This is a genomic window from Ruthenibacterium intestinale, from assembly GCF_040096265.1.
Classification (GTDB): Bacteria; Bacillota; Clostridia; order Oscillospirales; family Ruminococcaceae; genus Ruthenibacterium; species Ruthenibacterium komagatae.
Map to the genome: position 1 here is coordinate 102,453 of NZ_JBBMFA010000101.1, position 24,255 is coordinate 126,707.

Consider the following 24,255-nt stretch of genomic DNA (forward strand, 5'->3'; position numbering starts at 1 on the left):
TACCAAAAATCATTTTTACTTACAGGAGGAATGTACCTTATGAAGAAGATGTTCAAGAATATCGCCAAGTCCGCCAAGTCCGCCGCCATCAACTGCCAGACTTCCATCGCCGCCTTCCACCGCCGCGCCGTCTGCGGCAACGCCGGCGAGGGCTATATCGATACCGCCGTCAAAGTGCTGATCGCCGTCGTTCTGGGCGCCCTGGTGCTGGCCGGCCTGTACGCTGTGCTGAACGACACGGTCATGCCCACCGTGACTCAGCGCATCCAGGAGATGTTCGACTACGCCGGCTGATGCACTGGGCACAGGCGCTGGCCTTCTGCGGCTGCCTGATGGGCGCTTCGATCTATGATGTCCGGCACCGCCTGGTGGATGACCGGGTCTGTGTGGCGCTCGTGCTGGCGGGGCTGATCACCATCAGCCCCGCCTCCTTTTTGGGGGCGCTTGCGGGAGGGCTGCCCTTCTATCTGGGGGCAGGGTTTGGGAAAAACGGAGCCGGGGATACGGTGATTGCGGCGTCAGCGGGGTTTGTGCTGGGCCTTTCCCGCACTCTCGCGGGGCTTACGCTGTTCGCCTTTTGCTACGCCCTGTTTGTGCTTGGAAAAAGTCTTGTCCTGAAGCTCTCCCAACGCCCCACCCGGTTCACCTGCCCACTGGTCCCGTTCATTGCCGCAGGATTTATCCCCGCATATTTCTTATAAGGAGGCTTATATGAAGATTTTCCGTAACCGCACCGTGATCGGTGTGCTGTGTATCCTCCTGGCGCTCGTCATCTGCTTCGGGGTGACGCCTCTGTTCAGCCGCAGCGCCAGCGAGAAGGCTGAGATCGTCCGCGTCACCGCCGACATCAAGGAGGGTGACGAGATCACCGCCGAGATGGTACAGACCGTGGAGGTGGGCGCCTATAACCTGCCGTCCGGCATCATGACAGAAAAAGACGAGGTCATCGGCAAGTATGCCACCGCCGACCTGAAGGTGGGCGATTACATTCTGGCCAGCAAGCTCTCCAACAAACCCGCTGCCGAAAATGCCTATCTGTACAGTCTGGACGGAAGTAAATACGCCATCTCGGTCACCATCAAGAGCTTCGCCACCGGCCTTTCCGGCAAGCTGGAGAGCGGCGACATCGTTTCCGTCCTCGTGGCCGACTATCAGGGCATGGGCGAAACCGTGATCCCGCCCGAGCTGCAGTATGTTGAGGTCATTTCCGTTACCGCTTCCTCCGGCTATGACGCCAACACCGGCGAGGCCGTTGGAGATGAGAAAGAGCTGCCCTCCACCGTCACCCTGCTGGTGACCACCGAGCAAGCCAAGGTTCTGGCCGGGCTGGAACAGGAAAGCGAGCTGCATCTGGCGCTGGTTTATCGTGGGACCGCCGAGAACGCTTCCGCATTCATCGAGGCGCAGGACGCTCTGATCGAGGAGCTGTACGCCGAGCCGGAAGCCGAGGAGACTGCCGAGGCGACTGAGAATACCGAAACCGGGGAAAGCGAGGGCGCCGATCCTGCCGCAGAGAGCGAGGCGGCTGCGGAATGAACTTCATGAAAGGAAGCCTCTTTCACCGCAGCACGGAGCCGGAGGAGTTGGAAATCACCCAGGAATCCGGCGGTGGAGTCCTGGCCGTCTGGGGAAGCCCCGGCTGCGGCAAAACTGTGACTGCGGTAAAGATCGCAAAGCATCTGGCCTCCCAGAAGAAAAATGTGGCGCTTCTGCTCTGCGATATGACCGCCCCTATGATGCCCTGCATCTGTCCGCCCTCTGAACTGGAGTGCGACAAATCCCTGGGCAGCATCTTCGCCGCCCAGCGGATCTCCGTGAATCTCATCAAGCACAACCTGACCACCCACAAGAAGCTGTCCTACCTGACCATGCTGGGGCTGCGCAAGGGGGAAAACGAGTACACCTATGCGGCCTGCACCAAGCAGCAGGCAGAGGAGCTCATCCGCGGCCTGCGTGAGATCGCCCCCTATGTGGTCATCGACTGCTCCAGCTATATCGCCAATGACATTCTCTCCGCCGTGGCGCTCATGGAGGCCGACAGCGTCCTCCGGCTGGCCAACTGCGACCTGAAATCCATCGGCTACCTGTCCAGCCAGCTCCCGCTCCTTCGGGAACTGCACTGGGATGAGGACAAGCAGTATAAGGCGGCATCCAATATCAAGCCCCTCCAGGCGGCGGACCGCATCGGTCAGGTACTTGGGAGCGTCGCTTTCCAGCTCCCGCACTCCCAGGAGCTGGAGGAGCAGTATCTGGAGGGTACGCTCCTGAATGATCTTTCCATGAAAGACAGCAAGGCGTTCCGCCGGGAGATCGAGAAAATCTGCAAGGAGGTGTTCTGATGCTTGGCGACAGAAGAAGCAATTCGTTGTTCGCCGCGGCCCCGTCCGCCGCCCCGGCGGAGGCCAGGCAGGAGCAGGCCGGGGTGCATGACATCTCCTTTGAGGAAAATACCGGAAGGGCTATTTTTGCGGAAACCAAGGTCGCACCCAAAGCGAGCGATGTTTTCTTCGCTCCCCAGAACAAGGGGATGCCCTTCGCGGAGGTTCTCAGCCAGGTGCAGTCCTACCTCTCCGGCACCTATGCCACCCTGATCACGGAGGGCGGCGACGAGGCCAAGGAGCAGATGAAGCGCCGGATCGCCCGCTATTTGCAGGATAACCACATGGCCGTGGACGGCATGACTCAGAGCGAACTGGTGGACGCCCTGTATACAGAGATGGCCGAGTATGGGTTTCTGACCAAGTACATCTTCGCCGACGGCATCGAGGAGATCGACATCAATTCCTGGCGCGACATCGAGATCCAGTATTCCGACGGCCGAACCGTCAAGCTGGAGGAACACTTCGACTCCCCGGACCATGCGGCCAATGTCATCCGCCGTATGCTCCAGAACTCCGGCAAGGTGCTGGACAATGCCAGCCCCATCATTACCTCCCGTCTGGCCAAAAACATCCGTGTTTCGGTCATCAAGACCCCGGTGCTGGACGAGGACGCGGGCGTCGCGGCCTCCATCCGAATCGTCAACCCCAAGAATCTGACCAAGGAGGACTTTGTGGGCAGCGGCACCGCCACGGAGGAAATGCTGGATTTCCTGTCCGCCTGCCTGCGCTACGGCGTCTCCATCTGTGTGGCAGGCGCAACCAGCTCCGGCAAGACCACGGTGGCGGGCTGGCTCCTGTCCACCATCCCTGACCGCAAGCGGATCTTCACCATCGAGGACGGCTCCCGTGAGCTTCAGCTCATCCGGGAGCAGAACGGCAGGGTGGTCAACTCCGTCGTCCACACCCAGACCCGCGACAGTGAGAATGAGCGGCAGCGCATCGACCAGATTGCGCTGCTGGACATCGCCCTTCGCTTTAATCCCGACATCATCGCCGTGGGTGAGATGCGCGGACCGGAGGCCAATGCCGCCCAGGAGGCCGCCCGCGTGGGCGTGGCCGTTCTCACCACCATCCACTCCAGCTCCAGCGAGGGCACCTATCGCCGCATGGTATCCCTGTGCAAGCGGGCCGTGGACACCCCCGACGATACGCTCATGGGCTATGTCACTGAGGCATATCCCATTGTGGTCTACTGCCGCCAGCTGGAGAACAAGGAGCGCCGCATCACCAACATCTCCGAATGTGAGATCCTGCCGGATGGGAGCCGCCGGCTCCACAAGCTCTACGAGTACAATATCACCGAAAACCGTCTGGAGGGCGACCGGTTCATCATTGAGGGACACCACCAGAAGTGCGAGGAGATGTCCGAGAGCCTGCAGCGCCGCTTTATCGAAAACGGTATGCCCCGCGGTGAGCTGGAGCAGTTTATCCAGAGGAAGGAGGAAACTGCATGACAATGATCCAACTGATCGCCTGTATCGGCATGATCGCCGGGCTTTTTATGGTGCTGGGGATCTCACCCGCAGAAATGAGCGACAGCATCTTCTCCCGGCTGACTTCCGCCCGCGGCAGCATCCGGGCGGATATCAACGAGACGACCAAGCGAAAAAAGGCCGGCTTCCTCCGCCGGGAGATCACGGAGGCGCAGGCGGTGCTGGCCGCATCCGGGCGTGAGGGGAAGTTCCCCATGGTGTGCATGGCATCCCTGGTGCTGTTTGCCCTGGGCGCCTGCATTGCCATTCTCGCCGGGAATGCTTTTCTTGTCCCTGTGCTGGCCGTCGGCTTTATGCTGGCGCCGTTCTGGTATGTCAAGCTGACAGCCGGAGGCTTTAAAAAGGATGTGGCCGCAGAGCTGGAAACGGCGCTGTCGGTCATCACCACCGCCTACCTGAGAACAGAGAACTTCCAGCAGGCCGTAGAGGAAAATATCCGCTACCTGCACCACCCCGTGCAGGATGTGTTCCAGCGGTTCCTCACCCGCATCAAGCACATTGACCCGGACATGGACGCCGCACTTCATGACCTGAAATACGCCATCGACAATGAGGTGTGGCAGGAGTGGTGCGAAGCGGTGATGGCGTGCCAGACAGACCGCAGCCTGAAAAGCACCCTGACTCCCATCGTCAGCAAGCTGTCGGACATGAGAGTGGTCAACGGAGAGCTGGAAAATCTGGTCTTCGGCCCCCGCAAGGAATTCGTCACCATGGCGATCCTGGTGCTGATCAATATCCCGCTGGTGCGGTTCATCAACACCGATTGGTACCACACTCTGGTAGACACCGTTCCCGGCCAGATGGTCATCGCCGTCTGCATCGCAGCCGTATTCGTGTCCTTTGCCTTCGTGGTGAAGCTGACGCAGCCCATTGAGTATCGGAGGTGAGGAAATGGGCGCACTTTTATTTCTGTTCGGGACCGTGCTGGCCGCCGGACTGTATTTCGTCCTCGCCGACCTTCTGAAGATTCCCAGACTGGCCACGGAACGGGCGCTCATTTCCGCCGGACGGCGGGAGCGGAGCCTGGTCAAAGCTCTGGAGGCGCTGATCCTCGGCTGGGCGCTGAAGCTGGCCCCGCTGATTCGAATGGACGAATACAAATACCGCCGGCTGGAGAGCAAGCTCACGGCGGCGGGGCTGGATATGACGCCCCAGGTCTACACGGCCTACGCCATTTTGAAACCCTGCCTCATCCTGCTCGGCATCATCCCGTGCCTGCTGATCTTGCCCATCCTGAGTCCCCTCATCGTGGTGCTGGCCGTTCTGACCTGGTTCAAGGAGAGCCGCCGGGCTGACGAGCTGGTCAAGGCCAGAATGGAGCTGATCGAGGGCGAACTGCCCCGGTTCGTCGCCACCATCCATCAGGAGCTGGCAGCCAGCCGGGATGTCCTGCGGATTCTGGAGAACTACAAGAAACACGCCGGATCTGACTTCGGTCGGGAGCTGGATGTTCTGACTGCGGATATGCGTTCCTCCTCCTATGAAGCGGCGCTCATCCGCTTTGAGGCCAGAATGGGCTCCGCCATCATTTCGGACATCGTCCGCGGCCTCATCGGCATACTGCGGGGTGACGACGGGCGAATGTACTTCCAGATGCTGTCCCACGATCTGAAGGCATTGGAACTGCAGCGCCTCAAGGCCAAGGCCGCCAAGATCCCGCCCAAGATCCGGGTGTTCAGCTTCATCATGCTCATGTGCTTCATGATGACCTACATCGTCATCATCGTGTACCAGATCGTCAATTCTCTGGGAAGCCTGTTCTAAAGGAGGTCGCCATGAAAAAAATACTGAAACGGCGCTCCGGCGAAGGCTATATCGATGTATGCGTTCTGGTGGTGTGCGCCATGCTGGTGCTGGCGCTGGTGGTTCGTGTGCTTCCGGTCTACATCACCAAACAGCAGCTGGACACCTATGCGGTGGAGCTGGTGCGCGAGGCGGAGATCGCCGGCCGGGTTGGCACGGAGACCACCCGCCGGGCGGCGGCGCTTACCGACAGCACCGGGCTTGACCCCGACATCCGGTGGTCCACCACCGGACGCATCCAGCTCAACGACGAGGTCACCGTGACCCTGACGCTGGAAACGGATATCGGCCTGTTCGGTGGATTTGGCTCGTTCCCGATCACGCTGACGGCTTCCGCCACAGGAAAGTCGGAGGTGTATTGGAAGTGAGCAGCGTGCCGCTGCCCCCAGTGCGCGCACCAGAAGCCGGAATAATCGGGCCTGTGCGCCCGCGATGAAAGTTGGTGAAACCATTGAAATGTAAGCAGGTCTTTCGCCGCCGCTCCGGCGAGGGCACCCCCATGATCCTTGCCATTGTACTGGTATTGCTGATGCTGTTCTGCGCCATTGCCGAGTTCAGCCGGCTGTGGATCATTGCCCAAGGCGTAAAGGAGGCCGCGCAGCAGGCGGTCATCTCCACCGTCAATGACAACTATGACGATGTGTACCACGCCGTCCGTGAGGGATACGCCGCAGGCTGGTATCCGGACGGTACAGGCCGCTGGGATGAGAGCATTGACACCGGCGATGTGTATGGCCAGCTCTCTGAAACGCTCGGTCTGGAAAATACAGCGGGCGGGTATCAGAAAATCTCGGACGGCGAGGTGGAATATACCATCTCCGACCTGTCCGTGGTTCTGGAAAATAACAGCCTCGGTTCCGGCCAGAGCGAGGGCTATACCGCACTGGTGGAGATCCATCTGGAGGTGCCCGTCCGGTTTCTGGGGAATCTTTTGCCCGCCGCCAGCATGACTTTGCACACGGAGGCCAAATATGTGCCTCTCTTCTGATCCATCCGGTCTTTTCAATAGACTTCCACAGAAAAATGTGGTATTGTCCCATTAACAAGAAATACACCAAGGAGGCATACACCATGACAGACAAGACAAAGAGGATCGTCCTCATCGCCGTCTGCTGCCTGCTCTGCGTTGCGGCGGCCGTTGGGATCGCCGTCCGGTTCGGCGGCAATGCCGACATTTCTTCCGGTGTGGTTTCCGATGATCCCACCCAGAGCGGTGATCCCAATGTGGATATCGACAATAACGGCCAGACTGATCTGGATGTCCAGGTGGAAACGCCGGACGCATCCGAAACCGATCCCGCCCAGGGCGCGGACTCCAGCGGTCTGGAGCAAACCATCCAGGCAGATCCCGTAAAGCCGGAATCCCCTGAAAAACCGGAATCCCCTGCCGGCACCACCACGCTGCCGGATGACCACGACGGAACGGATGTGCCGGAGGAGGAGCGCAAGACCGAGGATGAGGTGCCGCCCACCTATGAGGAGACTCCCACAGTGACTCCCACCGAAACGGAGCCTGCCGCGGGAAGCACCAACAGCTCCGGTCAGGTCTATGTACCCGGCTTCGGCTATGTGGAAAACAGCGGTGAGAATCAGGGCGGCACTCTGGATGATATGTATGAAAACGGGAATAAGATTGGGATTATGGGTGGCGAGTAAGCTCCCCACATCCCCATGGCGCAGTCGGAAGCGGCTGCGCCCTTTTTTTGCCGAAAGGAGTCCTGCATGAGAAAAATTCTCGCACTCTTTTTATCCCTCGCTCTTCTTCTGGGAACGACCATGCCTGCGTTTGCCGCCACCGGCGAGGGAAATATCGATGGCGGTGGCGGCAACATGGGCAGCGGCAATTCTTCGAGCTATTGGAATCCCGGTATGGACGGCGTGAGAGTTACAGTGATAAACGCTGAAAGCCATGCTGTCGTGACAACGCCGGTTGATCTCACCAACAAAACGCCCTCTACAGGTATCATCCACTTTGGGAAGGTCTGCAAACTCACATATAACGGAGGCGCGGCGCTATCGCCGGTTGTGGGCGGTTATTCCTATCGAAATCCCTCCCAGAGTTTACCCAGAATCATTTCTTCGGGGTCATCTTCGGCCAGTATTGAGGCCATCCGAAGCTACTTCACGGATGAACAGGTCATTCGTTCTCTGGCAGGTTATGTCGGCATGGACTTCGATACATTGATCAATGGCGACTACAAGATTATCATCGAGCCGATTGCATACCTGAATTATGACGGACAGCAGTTTGCAATGACAGCCACCGAAGCTGCTTTGTACGACCAGGTGGTCAGCGGTGACCTGCGCTATTGGATGGGATCGCTGACCCATCAGAATCTCCCGCTCGCTATCTTCCTGGAGGAAGCCGACCTCGGGTATCCCGCGTGGTCAGGCAGCACCACCAGCAAGGTCAGCAATGAGCAGATCATTTCCTCGCTGGGGATCGGCATCGTCCGCTTCAACGATGAGGTGGAGGAACCGGAGGTGGATGAGTTTGACTACGAATACCGGGTGGACACCGATGTTATCACCTCGGTGGAGGTGTCCGGCGGGCAGTCAGACCCGGACAATCCGGTCACCGTGCAGTTTGTGATCGAAGGCAGCACCTATACCGTCAGCAATGTCTATTATCCGGACGGCGACAGCCAGCTGGTCTGGGTAAAGTGGCACACCCCCGATGAACCCTGTGTCTGCACCATTCAGGTCAGGGTGCTGGGCGGAGGCACGGCGCAAAGCACCATCACCGCCAACATTGTGGATCTGGACGGCAACGACCCGCCCAATCCCGTGGCCGATGACCGAAACGATACCTTCTCCCTCGTGGATATCCCAGAGAAAGAAGAAGTTACCTCCGCCTCCTGGGGCATCTGGTCTCCCTGGTGGCAGGAGAATTGGGTGTGGGTTGAAAACTGGGAGAAGTGCTGGCACACGGATCGGTGGACGGACAGCGAGGGCAAATCCCACACGGACCGCTGGTACCACTGGGTGGACAACGGCTGGTGGGAGGATCAGGGCTGGTGGGAATTTGACTATAACGCCTACACAGCCAGCCTGACGGCAACCATGGTCATCACGCCTGACAGCCTGTCGCCCACGGCATCTTCCTCTACGCTCAAGAGCGGATACGGCATCCAGCAGAGCGTTACGGCCAGCGTCAGCACCACACAGAGCGCCGCAGTTACTGCGGCTCAGAATGCGGTGACCTATTTCCCGGAGTTCAACTACGAGGGCTTTTGGAGGCTCCTGAACCGAAGCATCAGCGGCAAACGCTCCACCTTCACTTTCAAGGACAATCCATACAGCACCTATAATCGTCCGACCCATTTCACACCGATATGGTATCCCGATGGGAGCTATACGCCGTACACCTGGCTGCTGGACTGCTGGACACCGGCAGGAATGCTGTCGCTAAACCTCACGGACTCCGTCCGGATCTCCGGAGATCTTTGGGAGGACTGGCATATCGCCCCCACAAATTAACAACATACAACGGAGGGAATTTATGCGTAAATTCAACTATAAGCGCCTGATCGTTATGCTGGTTGTGGTCTTGGCAATGACCTGCCTGATGGCGACCACAGCTTTTGCCGCAGGCACCGGGGATGTGGCCGGCGCCGTCGAGAGCACCTGGTCCACCGCATCCACCCAGATTAAGTCGGTCGTCGACAATGTGGTGTTTCCCGCCATCGACCTGATTCTGGCCGTATTCTTCTTCGCCAAGCTGGGCACGGCCTACTTCGAGTACAGAAAATCCGGCCAATTCGAGTGGGCAGCTCCCGCCATCCTGTTTGCCTGCCTCGTGTTCACCCTCACTGCTCCCATGTATCTCTGGAGCATCATTGGTATCTGAGCCATGCAGAGAGTCCGTTTTGAGAGCATGGTCAAAAGCCTCCTTCCTGCTGTGACTGACCGTGCCGTGGATACCTGGGTGCAATACGCTCAAGAGCTGGATCACGAGGAAGTGGAAGCGGAATCGGACTTTTTCGACGCTGCTTATGTGGAGCTGATGCTCATCAAGCAGCACCACGGCGAGGACATCGCAACAAACCTCTTCAACTATGGAGAGGTATTTACTTTTAACTACTTCGAGCTTCGGGGCGCAGCCAATAAGTTGAAAGCGGGATGGCCTTTGGAGAAAATCAGCCAGTATACGGTCGAAAACGGATGTGATCCCACAGCAGAGGAGTTTGAAGAATCCCAGTCGGCGCTGAGGGCATTCAAGTTGTCAGAGCAGGAGTCGACCGAAATCCAGATGATGTAAGGATGTGAAATGATGACCTATTTTGAGCAGGAGCTTCGAAAAATCGTGGGAGGTGAACATCCTGACGCCACCTTCGTGGGCAGAGCCTGCTATGTACGCCTGAACGATATGACCCGCGCAAAGATCCAGTTTATCGCTTGTGGCGTTTCCAGCCATTATGACGCCCTGCGCCTGACTATCCTGAATCGGACGGAGGGTGATGTCGACAACCTCGTCCTCCACTTTAAGGACATTCTCGGCAGCAAGCAGGTGGGCAATCCCAATTTCCGCAACGGCATTTCGCCCTATATCTGGGATGACGGCGGCAAAATGGAGTGGTATGTCTACCATCCCAACGCACGGGACTTTCAAAAGCTCTCTGATGCGGTATCGGATTATCTGGAGGTGTTTCAGGAGCAAGCCCAAACCGCTGACCCCCAGTGGCAGCAGACCATGTAAAGAACTGACCCAGGGGCCGTACCAGCTGTACGGCCCCTGGCCTTTTATCCCAAGCAGTTGGTGCGGCCTCACCCCGAAAAGAGGTGAACGAACCATTGTTTATTTGGGATTTTGTTGCCGACACCATCCTCGGTCAGATCGTGGATTGGATCTACGGTCAGGTCATGGGCTTTCTTGGAAACTTTTTCGCCGAGATGGGCAACATGGGCGTCGAGCTGTTCGAACTGAGCTGGGTGCAGAGCATTGTACTGTTTTTCTCTTATCTGGCCTGGGCGCTCTATGTGACCGGTCTTGTGGTGGCCTGTTTTGAGTGCGGCATCGAGTATTCCTCCGGCAGAGGGAACCTCAAAGAAACCGCTCTGTGTGCCATCAAGGGCTTTATGGCGGTGAGCCTGTTTACGGTTGTGCCGATTCGGCTCTATGAGCTTTCCGTCACATTGCAGGCAAGCCTCACCGCGGGGATCACAGGGTATGGCACCTCCATCGGCGAGGCGGCAACCGAGATTGTGGATTCACTCAGCGGCATTGATTCGCTGACTGGAATGACCACCGGCTCATACTTCGGCTTTGCTTCCATCACCAGCCCAATCATGCTTTTATTCTGCATCATTCTTATGGCCTACGCCGTGATAAAGGTCTTCTTCGCAAACCTAAAGCGCGGCGGCATTCTGCTCATTCAAATCGCAGTAGGCAGTCTCTATATGTTCAGCGTCCCACGCGGTTATACGGATGGATTTATTCAATGGTGCAAGCAGATCATCGGATTGTGCCTGACCGCTTTCCTGCAATCCACCATTCTCATCGCCGGCCTCATGGTATTCAAGGACCATGCGCTTCTTGGCCTCGGCCTGATGCTGTCCGCCGGCGAGATCCCCCGTATTGCCGGCGCCTTTGGCCTGGATACCACCACAAGAGCTAATATCATGTCTGCAGTCTATACCGCCCAGGCTGCGGTCAATACCACAAGGACCGTTGTTCAGGCGGTAGCCAAATGAAGACTCTGACAATGGGCAGCCTGTTTGATGGGATTGGCGGTTTTCCCCTGGCTGCGGTTCACAACGGCATCGTACCTGTGTGGGCCAGTGAGATCGAAGCCTTCCCGATCGAGGTGACTCGGCTTCGATTTCCCGATATGGTTCATGTGGGCGACATTACAAAGCTTGACGGAGCAAAGCTGCCGCCGGTGGATATCATCTGCGGCGGCTCTCCCTGTCAGGATCTGTCCGTGGCCGGAGCGAGAGCCGGAATCTTCGGAGAACGCTCCGGCCTTTTTATGGAACAGGTGCGAATCGTAAAGGAGATGAGAGATGCAGATAGACAACGAGGCCGAGCAGCTCTCGATATACGACCTCGATTTATGGTGTGGGAGAATGTGCCCGGAGCCTTCTCCAGCGGAACACCAAAAGGAGAGGATTTCCGGATCGTCCTCGAGGAGATCGTCCGAATTAAAGTCAGTGGTGTTTCAATCCCTCGACCTGACACCGGGCGCTGGGAACCTGCTGGGCGAATTCTATTGGGAGCTGATTTCTCCCTGGCGTGGAGATGCCTTGACGCTCAATACTGGGGTGTCCCCCAGAGAAGAAAAAGAATCTTCCTTGTCGCAGATTTTGCAGGACGATCCGCCAGACAAATACTATTTGACCAGGAAAGCCTGCCTGGGCATCCTGCGCAGAGCCTCTGAACGCGGGAAAGAGTTGCCCCGAAAGCTTAATCAGGCGCTTGAAATTCAGTCAGGAGTCGCTCCACCGACCGATACGGTTCACAATCAGCAACCGCCTCACGCCAGTCAGCAGGACAGCTGCACCGAGGGATTCGATGGCTATAACGGTGATCTGACCGGTGCGGTAGCGGCCACCCTGGGCGTGAACTGCGGGATGTCCACTGGCCGCAACGGCCTTATCCAGCCGATTGCCTTTGCCGCAAACCAGCGGGATGAGGTCAGAGATCTGCACGATGTGGCCGGAGCATTGGGCGCCCAGCCGGGAATGAAGCAGCAGACTTTCATCGCGGAGGGTGTCGTTGCCAAAGGCAACGGCGATTGTTTCCTGACGCCGGAACGGCACACATCCCTGAGTGCAGGCGGCGGTCAGGCCGGTCAGGGGTACCCCTGTGTCCTGACCGCCGGTTTCTCTGCCGGAGCCGGAGCCTCTGCCGGAAGCATCGGCTACGGCGAGGAGCTTGCCCCCACCTTGAAAGGCAGCGCCAGCGGAAACTGTATGCCATCCATCTTATGCCTGAACGACCAAGGCGGCAGCGTGATGGAGTGCAGCCTGGACATCACAGGGACACTTCGGGCCCAGGAACACGGGCATCAGCCCTTGGTCTACGAGAACCACGGCATTGATTCCCGCTACACCGGCCCCCATAAAGTGGCGCCTACCATGTCCGCGCGGTATGGTACAGGCGGAAACAATGTCCCGCTTGTGGAGCAGGAACAGGTATTCTGCATCACCGGCAATGCTATTGACCGGCAACCTCAAAACGGTGGCAACGGGATCGGATACCAAGCAGACCTCGCCTATACGCTGACCGCCACCGATCACCATGCCGTGTTCAGCAGGCAGCGAGTCGACATTTTCAAGGATGGAGAGGTAACCAGCACACAAAGCGCACGCCAGCACAAGGATGCCACGGATCTGGTGCTGCAGGGTACAGATCAGCCAAGGCTCATCCGCAGGCTGACGCCTCTGGAATGTGAAAGGCTCCAAGGTTTTCCGGATGGTTGGACTGACATTCCCAACGCCTCGGACTCTTCCCGGTATAAGGCGCTGGGCAACAGCGTGGCCATTCCATGCGTGGACTATGTTCTTTTCGGCATTGCTCTGGTGCTTCTCGCCGGCTGAGCCGGGCTTGTTGCTTATGCTTCGTTTGCAGCTTGCTTCTTCGTTGGGTTCTGTGAATAGCTATTTGCCGCCGGGCGCAGTATGCTTTGCTTACAAAATCAGAGAAAGGAGTAACCCATGGAAGCAAAGAAGAATCTCTGCGGAATGATCCCGGAAGAACTGCACGCCAGAGCTGTGGCAGAAAAGGAACAGCTTGGCCTCAAGACTCTGGGCGAGTATGTGGAGCTGATACTCAAAGAACACTTCAAAGGAGGAGGAATCACTATGGCAGAAACCAAGACTCTCGCATTCAAGATCACCGAGGAGCTGGATCAGCGGCTGAAGAACTTCATTGCCGCAGAAAAAAAGCGCGGCAGAAAAATCACGCAGAAAGAATTCGTCATCGGTCTTATCGAGCAGGCGCTGGCTGAGTACGAAGCGCAGAATCAGCCCGCCGAGATGACCGAAGCATAAAAATGCCGCACCGGCCGCTGGGGAGCATATCCCCGGCGGCTTGTTTTTGGAGGTGAACCACCCTGTATATCTACCCCGACAATCTGACTGCCAAGGCCATGCTGTGGCTTTGGGAACTCAGGGATGTGGGCGTCATTGGCGTAGGGCTTTTGGTCTCTATCCTGGCGCTGACACAGACCGAAATTTTTATTCCGCTGGTGCTGACGGCAGTCTATGCCTTCCTCAGCATCCGTTTTGACGGCACCAGCATTCTGGATTTCATTCGCTATGCGATTGCCTTCCTGATCACCAAACAGCAATTCTATGAATGGAGAATGTGATATGTTCCACGCCGACACACTCTTTGACAACGAGGAAAGCTTCGGCCTGCCGGAAATCGAGGAACGGGATCTGTCCGCCTCCCTGACGCTCCGATGGAGCCGGAAGCGCAAGCGGTGGGAGTGCCGCAACGCCTTCTTCTGGCAGGACGCCAAGAACAAGTGGAGCTGCCGCAGCCAGGACGGCAGATATTACTATGGCTTTCGCAGCCTGCGGGCCCTGCTGAAAAGCTATGTGGGCGGACTTCTGTGCGAGAAGTCCCTCTGCTACAGTGCCAAGAACGCCAGGGCAAAATACTGGTTCAGCCAGAACCCCAGACGGGTGACCTGCTGTGTCACCATGCGCTGCACCGGCTTTTTCCCGCCTTGCTTTCCCAAAGGAGGAATGAAGCTATGAGCAGAAAGAAAAAAGAGAATGCTGCGCAATCGACCCGGCAGCTCATGGGGATCGACGGCATCAAGGACTATTGCATCGCCACCCGCATGGGCGATCTGGTCTTTTTTATCATCAAGCCCACCAACATCAGCGTCCTGTCCGATTCCAGCATCAGCGCCAGGATCTACGCCCTGCTGAATGTGGTCAAGGGGCAGGCGGAAATTGAGATGCTGGCCCTCAACTCCAAGGAGTCCTTTGAGCGAAACAAAAACTTCTATCAGGAGCGCATGGGCAGCGAGGAGCTTCCTGCCATCCGGCGGCTTCTGGAGCAGGACAGCAAGCATTTGGATCGCATCCAGGTGCTGATGGCATCCAGCCGGGAGTTTTATATCATCATCCGGCTGCGAAGCGAAAAGGAAACGGATGTGTTCCCGTATCTCAGCCGCATTGAGCAGAGCATCAATGACAATGGGTTTACCACCCGCCGCGCCAGCGAGCAGGATCTCAAGCGGATGCTGGGCGTTTATTTCGAGCAAAATGTGACCACCGAGAAGTTCGAGGACCACGACGGGGACCGCTGGGTCATCGTGGGCGAGTAAATCAATTCATCATAGGCCGTGGAGGTGTTCCACTCCATGGCCGGGATGCCTCCACGGAGAATAGGAGGCATCCATTTTGGCAAAGAAAGCGAAAAGACCTGTTCCGCAGGGCCGTGAGGAGGCGTCCATCAAATCCTTTTTGGATATGATCGCCCCCTCTGTGGTCAGCTTCATGCCGGATCATTTCATCTGCGGCAACACTTTCCGATGTGTGTGGGCACTCAGGGAATACCCTACCAGCACGGATGAGCAGGCCATCCTCCGTCATCTGGGAGAAAAGGACGGCGTCACCCTCCGCATCTACACCCGGCAGGTCACCCCGGCTGAGGAAAAGCGCATCATTCAAAATGCGGCCAACAAGAACCGCATGAACAGCTCCAACACCAACGACCTGCAGCAGACGGTCACCGCCGAGAGCAACCTGCAGGATGTGGCGACCCTGGTGGCCACCATGCACCGCAACCGTGAGCCTCTGCTCCACTGCGCCGTGTACATCGAGCTGACCGCATCCGATTACAACAGCCTCAAGCTGCTCCAGACCGATGTGCTTACCGAGCTGGTGCGGAGCAAGCTGAATGTGGATAAGCTCCTGCTCCGTCAGCAGCAGGGCTTCCGCTGCGTCAATCCCTGCGGCCACAACACATTCGGCATCCAGTTTGAACGGGTGCTGCCCGCCTCCAGCGTGGCGAATCTCTATCCCTTCAACTACTCCGGCAAGCTGGACTCCAAGGGCTTCTACATCGGCAAAGATAAATACGGCAGCAACATTCTGGTGGACTTCGACCAGCGGGACGAGGACAAGACCTCCGCCAACATCCTGATCTTGGGCAACTCCGGCCAGGGCAAGTCCTACCTGATGAAGCTGCTGATCCTGAATCTGCTGGAGTCCGGTAAGTCCGTCATCAGCCTGGACGCCGAACATGAACAGCAGGAGATGTGCGAGGCGGTGGGCGGCTGCTTCGCAGACCTGATGGCCGGGCAGTACATCATCAATGTGCTGGAACCCAAGTGCTGGGATGACGGCGGAGACCCCAACGCCACCGACGCGCCGGAGGCCTTTCGCAAAAGCACTCTGCTGGCGCAGCACATCTCCTTCCTCAAGGACTTTTTCCGGGCCTACAAGGATTTCAGCGACGCCCACATCGACACCATCGAGATCATGCTGTCCAAGCTGTATCGGAAATTCGGCATCACCGAGCGCACCAACTTCAGCCGGATGCGTCCGGAGGACTATCCCATCCTCTCCGACCTCTACGATCTCATTGAGGAGGAATTCAAGACCTACGACGCCGACCGTCACCAGCTCTACACCCAAAAGCTCCTGCAAGAGGTGCTGCTGGGGCTGCACTCCATGTGCAAGGGCGCTGATGCCCAGTTCTTCAACGGGCATACCAACATTACCTCCAGCCGCTTCCTGGTGTTCGGCGTCAAGGGAATGCTCAGCGCCGCCAAGAATGTCCGCAACGCCATGCTCTTCAATGTGCTGTCCTTCATGTCCGATAAGCTTCTGACCGTGGGCAATACCGTGGCAGCCCTGGACGAGCTGTATATCTGGCTGTCCAACCCCACCGCCATCGAGTACATCCGAAACTGTCTGAAGCGTGTGCGAAAGAAAGAATCGGCGATGCTGTTGGCCAGTCAGAATCTGGAAGACTTCGATCAGGAGGGCGTCCGTGAGATGACCAAACCCCTGTTCAGCATTCCGCCTCATCAGTTTCTATTCAATGCCGGCTCCATCGACAAGCGGTCCTACATGGATATGCTCCAGCTGGAGGAGTCGGAATACAATCTCATCAAGTTCCCCCAGCGCGGCGTCTGCCTGTACAAGTGCGGCAATGAACGATATCTGCTGGAGGTTCACGCCCCGGCCTACAAGGAGAAACTCTTCGGAACGGCAGGTGGTCGCTGATGGCTGTTTCCGCTGCCGCAGTGGCCAAGGCCGCTGCCATGCTGCTTACCAACGAAAAGACCCGGAAAGGTTTGGGCTGGATTCTGGTGGCAATCTTTTCACCAGTCATTCTTTTGATCGCCCTGCTCTGCTCCCTTGGCTCAGGCGGGGCGGAGCATAACAACTACTCGGTGGAGGCGTGCTTCTACGGAGCGGAATTCTCCGCAGAGGTTCCGGCGGAATTTCGATATCACATCGAGGAGATGCGCTCGGCCTTTTCTCTTCTGGATTCGGCGGTGTCCTCTGCCAACGGGCAGATGGACAGCGGCAACAGCCTTGACCCGATCAGAGTCAAGGCTGTTTTTTATGCCCTCTGCTTTGGGGAGGACGCCCCGTCCACACGGGCGGCGAACAGCTTCGTGGGGTGCTTCTACACCACCGAAACCAGAACACGAACCGTGGAAGTGACCCTGGCGGACGGGACTACAAGTACAGAGGAAGAAGAATACACCGTCGCGGTGCCGGTCTCTCTGTCCCAGGCCTATGCCAATCTGGAAGCCCATCTGGGCAGGGAGATCAGGGAAGATGACAAGAGCAACATCGACCATATCTATACCATGATCGCGGGGAGCGCCGGGGGCGGCAGTTACAGCGGCGAGTATCTCAGAGGGGATGGGAGCAGCATAGAGCTGGACATCTCCGCCTTCACCGATCCAACCACCAAGAACGCCGCAGACCTCGTGAACTACGCCATCTACGCCTGGGAGTCCGGCTGGGGCTATGTCTGGGGAACATACGGCAGTGTTCTGACAGAATCTCTGCTGGACTATAAAATCGAACAGTACCCGGACGGTGTTGGAACCTACGAGACTTTCATCCGTGCCAACTGGCTGGGCGGCCGGACAACAGACTGCGTGGGACTGATCAAAGGGTACGGCTGGCTCAATCCCGACACCATGACCATCGAGTATGGGACCAACGGGATGCCGGATCTTGGCGCCAACCAGATGTACTATAACGCCTCGGTGTCCGGAACCATCGACACCATGCCGGATATCCCCGGCCTCGCCGTCTGGCATGACGGCCACATCGGCGTGTACATCGGTGACGGTTATGTGATTGAAGCTATGAATACCAAGAAAGGTGTGGTGAAAACAAAGCTGGAGGGCCGGGGCTGGACCCACTGGCTGCAGATCGAATACATCAACTACGACTGAGAAAGGAAGTGCCAATGAAGCAAGTGAACCTGACCATCACCTTCGACGAGGAGAAGCTCTCTGCGCTCAAACGCTATATGGGCAAGAAGGAGCTTGATCTGGATCGTGAGATGACGGATGCGCTGGTGAAGCTCTATGAAAAATATGTGCCCGCCCCTGTGCGGGAGTATATCGATGAGAGCGATGTAAGCGCCGCCGCACCGAGCAAGCCCCGGCGCAGCCCGAGAGCCGCCGCACCGAAGCCTGACCAGGAACCGGAGGTGATCCAGTGAACAAAGATGAGATCGCCATGAATTACAAGAAGGAGCTGAAGAAGCGGATCAGCGCCGACTATGAGCGCCGGGTCAAGCAGTGGATGGCGGCCGATCCCTCTCAGCTGATCGATGCCGCTGAGGAGATCACCGCCGCACGGTTGATCCGCGACAATATCGAGGACGCCATCAACGAGGAGGACGCCAGATTTCTGCTGGGGCTGGACGAGCCGCTGGATGAGCTGGCAGACCGCTGGATTGCGGAGAATGGTCTGGATGCCTCCCATGGTGAGGAGCTGCTCCACTGCGTCTGGACGCTTCGGGAGGAACTGTCTGATGACGCAGGCCCATGCACGGTTCGTGATTTCCTGGCAGCCCATGTTGGCGGCGTCTTTTCCCTGATAACCCCGTGCGGCTTTGTGCCTCTGACCGCAGCCCAGGCGGAAGGACTGATGAGCGGCCAAAGTGCCGCGGCGCATCCCGGTGTGCCCGGTATCACGATGTCGCTCTCTGCCGACGATCTTCTCGGTCAGGCGGTCAACAGCGCCAACTACGCAAACGGCGTGTGGCACCTCCTGACCGAGTACCCTGAGATGAAGCAGTGCGGGCCGGAAATGGGAGGAATGCAATGAGGGATCGTGAGATCACACTCTGGCTCGACGAGCGGTGGTACGACGCTCTGAGCAAACAACTGAAGGGGGAAACGCTGGAGGAGCATCTGGAGAATATCCTTGATGAAATGTGCAACCAGCTTCCTCAGCGGGAGTACGAGCGCATCAGCCATGAGCTCTGGGCAGAGCAGCAGGCGGAGGAGGAGGCTCGGGAGGCCGCACGGCGCTTCGCCGTCTTTCATGTCACGGAGAACGGCAGCTCCGATTATATTCTGGCCGAGGAAAAACTTGAGCTGCTCTCGACCGCCCGCCGTCTGCGCAGCTACATCCGCAAGCCGCCCGACGAGGCGCCCCACCGCTTTGTCGAAACGCTGCTGCACACCCAGCGAATCTCTCAGGAGGAGTTCAACTCCTATGTGTCGGAGCGGCTGGACAACACCGGCCGGGTGGTGGGTGCCTACGATATCGACCTCGACAGCGGAGATATGGAAGCCGTCAGCATCATGGATGGCTGGAAGCGGTTCAGAATCCGGGATGTGAGCACCGCCGCCTACTTCGCCATGAAGAAGGGCAACGCTTCGTCGGACGAAAGGTGGCGGATCTTCCTGGACCGACTGGAGGAGAGAACGCTCCACCAGGAGCCGGAATCGGAATACCTCTCCGGCAACCGGCGGCTCTGCGCCGAGGACATCTCCTTCGCGGAGGATATTACTCAGAACGACAACCTGCTGGAGTTCTACATGGAAGTATCGTTCAATGCGGATGAAGTGTTCGGAACTGATGTCTGCACCTCCGAGAATGACGACTGGCTGAATATCTATGCCAACTACGATCTGGAGGCCCGTCGTGTCTGTGACACACTGGAGTTGTATCTGCAGCGGGGCAACGGCGACGAGGAGGCGTTCAAGTATCGGCTGAGCGAAGCGGAATGCGCCCTCCTCCTTCCAAAGATGGAGGAATACTGCCACCATCACTGGGGCCAAGGGTTAGCGGGTTGTTGTGCGCAGTATGAAGCAGAGAAAATGCAGATGAATGGCCCTGCGTTGTAATTCGCTTAATGCGGAAGGATGGTGATGAACAAGAATATGACCAAAGCAGATTTTATTCGGAATTGCTTTTGCGAAGTGCTGGAGGACGGGAAGATTCATCGGTATCGTGAGATTTATGATTACGCCTGTACCAAATCGGTAGGGACTACCTTCGAAGGCCAGCTCGACTTGCGAAATTTTATCCTGGCCTTCTCCAACCATCTGGAACAGCCGGACTTCCCGTATATGCGTGTGCGGTTTGGATATTATCAGAAGATGACCCCGGCGATGATATGCGGCGCAGTTGGCGACCGGCAGCTCAACCGTGTGTATGAACTGCTGGATGCGGCGACTGCCCTTCAGCAAAAGGCGCGAGATGTGTACACCGATGAGTTTGCGCACACCAATGATGACGACGCACCAGTTTCTCAAATCTACAAAAGCGTCTATCGAAAGTCAGATGAATTGATAGACTGCCTCTCAGCGTGGCTGGCTGAAACCGAAGATCTACTCAACGAGGTGGAACAACATCAGGAGGCGGAGCCGGGAATCGGCCCCCAGTTGTGCTGACAAAAACAAACGCCCCCGTTGCCCCCTGTGAGCCGCTGTGTGCGGCTTTCAGCGGGTGGCCGACCGTGTACCCCACCCCGGAGAAACAGGCGGGATTTGGGCCGCTTTCCAAGAGGGCGGGAAGCTGACGAAAGCGAAGCAGGAGAAAGAGCCGGGGACAAGGCTTCCCCGGCTCTCCCACTTCTGCCCGCAGTGCGGGCAGTTTCCGGCTTTTCGCAGCGGGGACAATCCGGCGGGTGGAAAGCGCTGTTGGACCCTATGATGGGGGAAAGTCCCGCTGTGGCAAGGGTTCTCAGCGGGGACTTGACGAAAAAAGGAGTGGTTTTACTGAAGTCCGAAAGCAGAAAAACGAAGAAGGGATTCTGGATTTCTGAGGATCTGGATGAGAAGGTAGACATCTACCTGCGCCTCGACAACTGCGCCAGCCGGAGCGAATTCATGGAGAATGCGCTCCGGTTTTACATTGGCTATCTGAACACGAAGAACGCCGGAGGCTTCCTGCCCGAAGCACTCTCCGCCATGCTCACCGGCACCCTGGACAATTTCGCCGGACGCATGGGCTCGCTCCTGTTCAAGCAGGGTGTGGATCTCAATGTGCTGGGGCAGATCATCGCCTACGACACCGACATCGACGAAGGCGAATACCAGCGTCTGCGGGGACGCGCCATCCGGGATATGAAGCGCACCAACGGACGTATCTCGTTCAAGGATGCGCTGGACTTCCAGAAGTCGGTGTAACCCATGGCGAAGCTCGTACAGAAAAGCGGCTACATCAAATCCGAAAAGGCCGGCGGGTACATGAAGTACATCGCCACCCGCGAGGGTGTGGAGAAGCTGACCGGAAATGGTCCCGTCACCAAGGGACAACAGGAGCTGATCCAAAAGCTCCTGCATGATTTCCCTGATGCCGTGGAGCTGTTCGAGTATGAGGATTACCGCAAGGCACCTACCCTTGGTACCGCATCAGCTTTCATCACCATGGCGCTGGATGCAAACCTCCATGAGATAAATTCAGAGAGCGGATATATGTCCTACATCGCCACCCGCCCCCGTGTGGAGCGCCGCGGCACCCACGGCTTGTTCAGCTCCGCAGCCGCAGTCGACCTTGACGCGGCCATGTCCGAGCTGGAAGCCCATGACGGAAATGTGTGGACCATCATCTATTCCCTGCGCCGTGAGGATGCTGCCCGGCTGGGGTACGACAATGCGGACGCATGGCGCGACCTGCTTATGATGCACGCACAGGATCTGGCCAAGGCCATGAAGATACTGGCTGATCACTTCCGTTGGTATGCGGCCTTCCACAATGAGGGGCATCACCCCCACATCCACATGATGGTCTGGTCAGACGATCCGAAAGAGGGCTTCCTGACCAGGGAAGGCATTGCAGCCATGCGCTCCAAGCTGACCAACACCATCTTCCGGGATGAGATGATCCAGATCTACGAGCGGAAGGATGTTGCCTATAAAGAGCTGATCGAAGCGGCGCAGGATGCCATGCGGGAGCTGATTCAGAAGATGGAGCATCAGCTCTGCGACAACCCCGTCATCGAGAAACAGATGCGCCAGCTGGTGCAGGCGCTGGAAACCACCACCGGGAAAAAGCAGTATGGCTATCTGAAGAAACCGCTCAAAGCATTGGTGGACACCATCGTGGACGAGCTGGCCCGGCAGCCGGAAGTGGCAAAGTGCTACGAAACCTGGAATCAGATCCGGGATGAGCTGAACGAGTGCTATGGCAGCCGCACACTGCGGGAGCATCTCCCGCTCTCTCAGCAGAAAGAGTTTCGTCGGATCAAAAACGATATCATCCGGGAGGCCGAGAACATCCGCCTCGGCCTCCCGACTTTTGAAGATGAGAAGATGCAAGATGAGCCGGAGCCGGAGGCGGCACATGAGGAGCAGCAATCCAGCAGCGTATATGAACAGGCTCGACGCTATCGTGCCGCCAAAACGATCCTGCAGGATGTCTATGCGCTGGACGAGGAACACGCTGAAGCCGTCCGGGAGCTGGAACAGCTCTGGGCGGAAGGATACACAGTGGCGGCGCATCAGCTGGGAAAGTTCTACCGGGATGACCTCTCCACCATGCGGGATCATGAAAAAGCGGAGCGGTGGTTTCGCTTATCCGCAGAGGCCGGAAATGACTTTTCGGAATACGCACTCGGGAAGCTCCTGCTCTCTCAAAAGCGCACCGAGGAGGCGGTACGCTGGCTGGACAAGGCCGCCGGGCACGGGAATCCGTTTGCCCAATACCGCCTTGGGAAGCTCTTTCTCACCGGCGAGTCTGTAAAGAAGGATGTGAGAAAAGCTCTGGAGTACCTGACTGCCGCCGCCAGACAAGGAAACCCGTTTGCGCAGTACACACTGGGCAAGCTGTATCTCCTGGGCCGGGATGTGGAACAGGATCGGGAGCAGGCCAGGGATTGGTTCACCCGCTCCGCTGCCCAGGGCAATGCGTATGCCCAATTCTTCCTTGACCGCTTTGACCAGTTCCGAGATCCGTCCGTCATGCTGGCGGCAACCAAGCTGCTCCATCACATGAGCCGGATCTTCCGGGACAATTCCATGCCGCCTCGCAATCCGGCAGGGATTCGCATCGATTCCAAACGGCGCAAGCGGCTGACGGAAAAGCGGATGGCCATGGGCCACAAGGCGGATGATCATGAGGAGCAGGTATCCTATCAGCAGACCATGTAACAGGAGGAGCCTATGTCGACTTACATTCATTTCACGGAAGAACAAAAGCAGCGAGCCGCCTCCGTTGATCTGGAGGAGTTCCTCCGCTGCCGGGGCGAAAAGCTCCTTGCCTCCGGCAGAGAGAAACGGCTGGCCCGTGACCATAGCGTCACCATCCGCGGCAACGAGTGGTACGATCACGCCGAGGAGCGGGGCGGCCACGCCGTCAGCTTCGTCCAGCGGTTTTATCACCTCAGCTATCCGGAGGCGGTGACCATGCTTCTGGGAGGCGAGCTGGGAACGGTTTATCCCTCTGCCGAAGAACGGGCGGAGGAGCCGCCGAAGCCCTTTGTCCTTCCGCCGGCCAATTCCAATATGCGCCGGGTCTATGCCTATCTGGTCAAGCACCGGAATATCGACCGGAGCGTTGTGGCGCACTTCGCCAGAGAGAAGCTGCTGTATGAAGACGCCGATTACCACAATGCGGTTTTCGTGGGTACGGATGAAGACGGCGTCCCCCGCCATGCCCACAAGCGCAGCGCCAACAGCTTCGGCAAAGCCTTCCGGCTCAATGTGGAGGGCTGCGATCCCCGCCACAGCTTCCACCACATCGGCACAGATGGGAGCCTCTATGTGTTCGAAGCTCCCATCGATATGCTCTCCTACATCACGCTCCATCCGGAGGACTGGCAGGGCCACAGCTATGTGGCCTGCTGCGGCACCTCCATTCAGCCGGTGCTGAAGCTGCTGGAGCGGCAGCCGCAAATCAATACGGTCCTGCTCTGCCTCGACAATGACGAGGCTGGCCATCTGGCCAGCCGGCGCATGAAGGAACAGCTGGCAGAGAGGTACACGGTGGAAAGGCTCATTCCCGCACACAAGGATTGGAATGATGATCTGACCGCTGAGGAACCGTCCTTCGCACAAGTCATGCAGTAAATAACAACAACGCACACCACTTCCTGTTCGCCCGAAGTAGGCCGTAACAAGAGTGATGTGCGCATTCAGAAGTATGGAACCAAGCAGGAAGTGGTGTGCCCTGAAAGG

General features: G+C 57.7%; 28 protein-coding genes and 1 pseudogene. All 29 read left to right on the plus strand.

Annotation, left to right across the window (positions count from 1 at the left end; genetic code table 11):
* The first annotated feature begins 39 nt into the window (after positions 1–39).
* The 29 genes and pseudogenes from WMO24_RS11755 to WMO24_RS11895 all read left to right on the plus strand — a co-directional run bounded on the left by WMO24_RS11755 (position 40) and on the right by WMO24_RS11895 (position 24,147).
* A complete protein-coding gene (locus tag WMO24_RS11755; protein ID WP_331904747.1) occupies positions 40–294 on the plus strand; it encodes a DUF6133 family protein in 255 nt (84 codons plus the stop codon).
* On the plus strand, positions 294–701 hold the full coding sequence (locus WMO24_RS11760) for a prepilin peptidase (RefSeq protein ID WP_349216632.1): 408 nt from the start codon (positions 294–296) through the stop codon (positions 699–701). Before WMO24_RS11755 ends, WMO24_RS11760 begins: the two co-directional genes overlap by 1 nt.
* A 10-nt stretch (positions 702–711) precedes the next feature.
* Positions 712–1,536 (plus strand): Flp pilus assembly protein CpaB, encoded by an 825-nt coding sequence (gene cpaB / locus WMO24_RS11765; protein WP_331904333.1) that lies wholly within the window; start codon positions 712–714, stop codon positions 1,534–1,536.
* Positions 1,533–2,339, plus strand: a complete 807-nt coding sequence (locus tag WMO24_RS11770) for a P-loop domain-containing protein (RefSeq protein WP_262395396.1) — start codon at positions 1,533–1,535, stop codon at positions 2,337–2,339. Before cpaB ends, WMO24_RS11770 begins: the two co-directional genes overlap by 4 nt.
* Positions 2,339–3,835 carry a type II/IV secretion system ATPase subunit gene (locus tag WMO24_RS11775; RefSeq protein ID WP_349216633.1) on the plus strand — a complete coding sequence of 499 codons (1,497 nt, stop codon included), beginning with the start codon at positions 2,339–2,341 and terminating at the stop codon, positions 3,833–3,835. Before WMO24_RS11770 ends, WMO24_RS11775 begins: the two co-directional genes overlap by 1 nt.
* Positions 3,832–4,761 (plus strand): type II secretion system F family protein, encoded by a 930-nt coding sequence (locus tag WMO24_RS11780; protein WP_349216634.1) that lies wholly within the window; start codon positions 3,832–3,834, stop codon positions 4,759–4,761. The genes WMO24_RS11775 and WMO24_RS11780 overlap by 4 nt, the downstream gene beginning before the upstream one ends.
* 4 nt (positions 4,762–4,765) lie before the next feature.
* On the plus strand, positions 4,766–5,638 hold the full coding sequence (locus WMO24_RS11785; protein ID WP_349216635.1) for a type II secretion system F family protein: 873 nt from the start codon (positions 4,766–4,768) through the stop codon (positions 5,636–5,638).
* Positions 5,639–5,649: 11 nt separating this feature from the next.
* Positions 5,650–6,045, plus strand: a complete 396-nt coding sequence (locus WMO24_RS11790; RefSeq protein WP_087295606.1) for a DUF4320 family protein — start codon at positions 5,650–5,652, stop codon at positions 6,043–6,045.
* 74 nt (positions 6,046–6,119) lie between these two features.
* Positions 6,120–6,665: a TadE family protein gene (locus WMO24_RS11795; RefSeq protein ID WP_349216636.1), complete on the plus strand. Its 546-nt coding sequence runs from the start codon at positions 6,120–6,122 to the stop codon at positions 6,663–6,665.
* Between the two features lie 83 nt (positions 6,666–6,748).
* Entirely contained in the window at positions 6,749–7,333 is a 585-nt protein-coding gene (locus tag WMO24_RS11800; protein ID WP_349216637.1) for a DUF6550 family protein, read from the plus strand.
* A gap of 66 nt (positions 7,334–7,399) precedes the next feature.
* Positions 7,400–9,157 (plus strand): DUF8193 domain-containing protein, encoded by a 1,758-nt coding sequence (locus tag WMO24_RS11805; protein ID WP_349216638.1) that lies wholly within the window; start codon positions 7,400–7,402, stop codon positions 9,155–9,157.
* 22 nt (positions 9,158–9,179) lie between these two features.
* Complete coding sequence (locus tag WMO24_RS11810) at positions 9,180–9,527, plus strand: DUF3852 domain-containing protein (protein WP_087295600.1); 348 nt, start codon at positions 9,180–9,182, stop codon at positions 9,525–9,527.
* A gap of 27 nt (positions 9,528–9,554) precedes the next feature.
* Positions 9,555–9,938 carry a hypothetical protein gene (locus WMO24_RS11815; protein ID WP_349216639.1) on the plus strand — a complete coding sequence of 128 codons (384 nt, stop codon included), beginning with the start codon at positions 9,555–9,557 and terminating at the stop codon, positions 9,936–9,938.
* 9 nt (positions 9,939–9,947) lie between these two features.
* On the plus strand, positions 9,948–10,376 hold the full coding sequence (locus tag WMO24_RS11820) for a hypothetical protein (protein ID WP_349216640.1): 429 nt from the start codon (positions 9,948–9,950) through the stop codon (positions 10,374–10,376).
* Between the two features lie 95 nt (positions 10,377–10,471).
* Entirely contained in the window at positions 10,472–11,371 is a 900-nt protein-coding gene (locus WMO24_RS11825; RefSeq protein ID WP_087295596.1) for a conjugal transfer protein TrbL family protein, read from the plus strand.
* A pseudogene (locus WMO24_RS11830) lies at positions 11,368–13,219 on the plus strand (DNA cytosine methyltransferase). Before WMO24_RS11825 ends, WMO24_RS11830 begins: the two are co-directional and overlap by 4 nt.
* 117 nt (positions 13,220–13,336) lie before the next feature.
* Entirely contained in the window at positions 13,337–13,672 is a 336-nt protein-coding gene (locus WMO24_RS11835) for a 4-oxalocrotonate tautomerase (RefSeq protein WP_349216641.1), read from the plus strand.
* Between the two features lie 62 nt (positions 13,673–13,734).
* Complete coding sequence (locus WMO24_RS11840) at positions 13,735–13,992, plus strand: hypothetical protein (protein ID WP_349216688.1); 258 nt, start codon at positions 13,735–13,737, stop codon at positions 13,990–13,992.
* Entirely contained in the window at positions 13,976–14,386 is a 411-nt protein-coding gene (locus WMO24_RS11845) for a hypothetical protein (RefSeq protein WP_349216642.1), read from the plus strand. The genes WMO24_RS11840 and WMO24_RS11845 overlap by 17 nt, the downstream gene beginning before the upstream one ends.
* Entirely contained in the window at positions 14,383–14,964 is a 582-nt protein-coding gene (locus WMO24_RS11850) for a hypothetical protein (protein WP_349216643.1), read from the plus strand. Before WMO24_RS11845 ends, WMO24_RS11850 begins: the two co-directional genes overlap by 4 nt.
* Before the next feature lie 145 nt (positions 14,965–15,109).
* Positions 15,110–16,873 carry a VirB4 family type IV secretion system protein gene (locus WMO24_RS11855; protein ID WP_349216689.1) on the plus strand — a complete coding sequence of 588 codons (1,764 nt, stop codon included), beginning with the start codon at positions 15,110–15,112 and terminating at the stop codon, positions 16,871–16,873.
* Complete coding sequence (locus WMO24_RS11860; protein ID WP_349216644.1) at positions 16,873–18,069, plus strand: hypothetical protein; 1,197 nt, start codon at positions 16,873–16,875, stop codon at positions 18,067–18,069. Before WMO24_RS11855 ends, WMO24_RS11860 begins: the two co-directional genes overlap by 1 nt.
* 14 nt (positions 18,070–18,083) lie before the next feature.
* Entirely contained in the window at positions 18,084–18,341 is a 258-nt protein-coding gene (locus tag WMO24_RS11865; protein ID WP_087295551.1) for a DUF6103 family protein, read from the plus strand.
* Positions 18,338–18,952 (plus strand): hypothetical protein, encoded by a 615-nt coding sequence (locus WMO24_RS11870; RefSeq protein WP_349216645.1) that lies wholly within the window; start codon positions 18,338–18,340, stop codon positions 18,950–18,952. Before WMO24_RS11865 ends, WMO24_RS11870 begins: the two co-directional genes overlap by 4 nt.
* A complete protein-coding gene (locus WMO24_RS11875) occupies positions 18,949–19,980 on the plus strand; it encodes a hypothetical protein (protein ID WP_349216646.1) in 1,032 nt (343 codons plus the stop codon). Before WMO24_RS11870 ends, WMO24_RS11875 begins: the two co-directional genes overlap by 4 nt.
* A 24-nt stretch (positions 19,981–20,004) precedes the next feature.
* The gene (locus WMO24_RS11880) at positions 20,005–20,529 is read left to right on the plus strand and encodes a hypothetical protein (RefSeq protein ID WP_349216647.1); all 525 of its coding nucleotides are present in this window, start codon (positions 20,005–20,007) and stop codon (positions 20,527–20,529) included.
* Between the two features lie 96 nt (positions 20,530–20,625).
* Positions 20,626–21,267: a hypothetical protein gene (locus WMO24_RS11885; RefSeq protein ID WP_349216648.1), complete on the plus strand. Its 642-nt coding sequence runs from the start codon at positions 20,626–20,628 to the stop codon at positions 21,265–21,267.
* 3 nt (positions 21,268–21,270) lie between these two features.
* On the plus strand, positions 21,271–23,229 hold the full coding sequence (gene mobP3 / locus WMO24_RS11890; protein ID WP_349216649.1) for a MobP3 family relaxase: 1,959 nt from the start codon (positions 21,271–21,273) through the stop codon (positions 23,227–23,229).
* A 12-nt stretch (positions 23,230–23,241) separates the two neighbouring features.
* Complete coding sequence (locus WMO24_RS11895) at positions 23,242–24,147, plus strand: DUF3991 and toprim domain-containing protein (RefSeq protein WP_349216650.1); 906 nt, start codon at positions 23,242–23,244, stop codon at positions 24,145–24,147.
* Positions 24,148–24,255: the final 108 nt, after the last annotated feature.

What these genes read in the sequence shown, in the direction of transcription:
- WMO24_RS11760 (WP_349216632.1), top strand. Translation starts at nt 294, where the DNA reads ATGCACTGGGCACAGGCGCTGGCCTTCTGCGGCTGCCTGATGGGCGCT.
- WMO24_RS11850 (WP_349216643.1), top strand. Translation starts at nt 14,383, where the DNA reads ATGAGCAGAAAGAAAAAAGAGAATGCTGCGCAATCGACCCGGCAGCTC.
- WMO24_RS11875 (WP_349216646.1), top strand. Translation starts at nt 18,949, where the DNA reads ATGAGGGATCGTGAGATCACACTCTGGCTCGACGAGCGGTGGTACGAC.
- WMO24_RS11895 (WP_349216650.1), top strand. Translation starts at nt 23,242, where the DNA reads ATGTCGACTTACATTCATTTCACGGAAGAACAAAAGCAGCGAGCCGCC.
- mobP3 (WP_349216649.1), top strand. Translation starts at nt 21,271, where the DNA reads ATGGCGAAGCTCGTACAGAAAAGCGGCTACATCAAATCCGAAAAGGCC.
- WMO24_RS11810 (WP_087295600.1), top strand. Translation starts at nt 9,180, where the DNA reads ATGCGTAAATTCAACTATAAGCGCCTGATCGTTATGCTGGTTGTGGTC.
- cpaB (WP_331904333.1), top strand. Translation starts at nt 712, where the DNA reads ATGAAGATTTTCCGTAACCGCACCGTGATCGGTGTGCTGTGTATCCTC.
- WMO24_RS11820 (WP_349216640.1), top strand. Translation starts at nt 9,948, where the DNA reads ATGATGACCTATTTTGAGCAGGAGCTTCGAAAAATCGTGGGAGGTGAA.
- WMO24_RS11790 (WP_087295606.1), top strand. Translation starts at nt 5,650, where the DNA reads ATGAAAAAAATACTGAAACGGCGCTCCGGCGAAGGCTATATCGATGTA.
- WMO24_RS11775 (WP_349216633.1), top strand. Translation starts at nt 2,339, where the DNA reads ATGCTTGGCGACAGAAGAAGCAATTCGTTGTTCGCCGCGGCCCCGTCC.
- WMO24_RS11805 (WP_349216638.1), top strand. Translation starts at nt 7,400, where the DNA reads ATGAGAAAAATTCTCGCACTCTTTTTATCCCTCGCTCTTCTTCTGGGA.
- WMO24_RS11800 (WP_349216637.1), top strand. Translation starts at nt 6,749, where the DNA reads ATGACAGACAAGACAAAGAGGATCGTCCTCATCGCCGTCTGCTGCCTG.
- WMO24_RS11845 (WP_349216642.1), top strand. Translation starts at nt 13,976, where the DNA reads ATGAATGGAGAATGTGATATGTTCCACGCCGACACACTCTTTGACAAC.
- WMO24_RS11860 (WP_349216644.1), top strand. Translation starts at nt 16,873, where the DNA reads ATGGCTGTTTCCGCTGCCGCAGTGGCCAAGGCCGCTGCCATGCTGCTT.
- WMO24_RS11880 (WP_349216647.1), top strand. Translation starts at nt 20,005, where the DNA reads ATGAACAAGAATATGACCAAAGCAGATTTTATTCGGAATTGCTTTTGC.
- WMO24_RS11755 (WP_331904747.1), top strand. Translation starts at nt 40, where the DNA reads ATGAAGAAGATGTTCAAGAATATCGCCAAGTCCGCCAAGTCCGCCGCC.
- WMO24_RS11770 (WP_262395396.1), top strand. Translation starts at nt 1,533, where the DNA reads ATGAACTTCATGAAAGGAAGCCTCTTTCACCGCAGCACGGAGCCGGAG.
- WMO24_RS11855 (WP_349216689.1), top strand. Translation starts at nt 15,110, where the DNA reads ATGATCGCCCCCTCTGTGGTCAGCTTCATGCCGGATCATTTCATCTGC.
- WMO24_RS11780 (WP_349216634.1), top strand. Translation starts at nt 3,832, where the DNA reads ATGACAATGATCCAACTGATCGCCTGTATCGGCATGATCGCCGGGCTT.
- WMO24_RS11815 (WP_349216639.1), top strand. Translation starts at nt 9,555, where the DNA reads ATGGTCAAAAGCCTCCTTCCTGCTGTGACTGACCGTGCCGTGGATACC.
- WMO24_RS11785 (WP_349216635.1), top strand. Translation starts at nt 4,766, where the DNA reads ATGGGCGCACTTTTATTTCTGTTCGGGACCGTGCTGGCCGCCGGACTG.
- WMO24_RS11835 (WP_349216641.1), top strand. Translation starts at nt 13,337, where the DNA reads ATGGAAGCAAAGAAGAATCTCTGCGGAATGATCCCGGAAGAACTGCAC.
- WMO24_RS11865 (WP_087295551.1), top strand. Translation starts at nt 18,084, where the DNA reads ATGAAGCAAGTGAACCTGACCATCACCTTCGACGAGGAGAAGCTCTCT.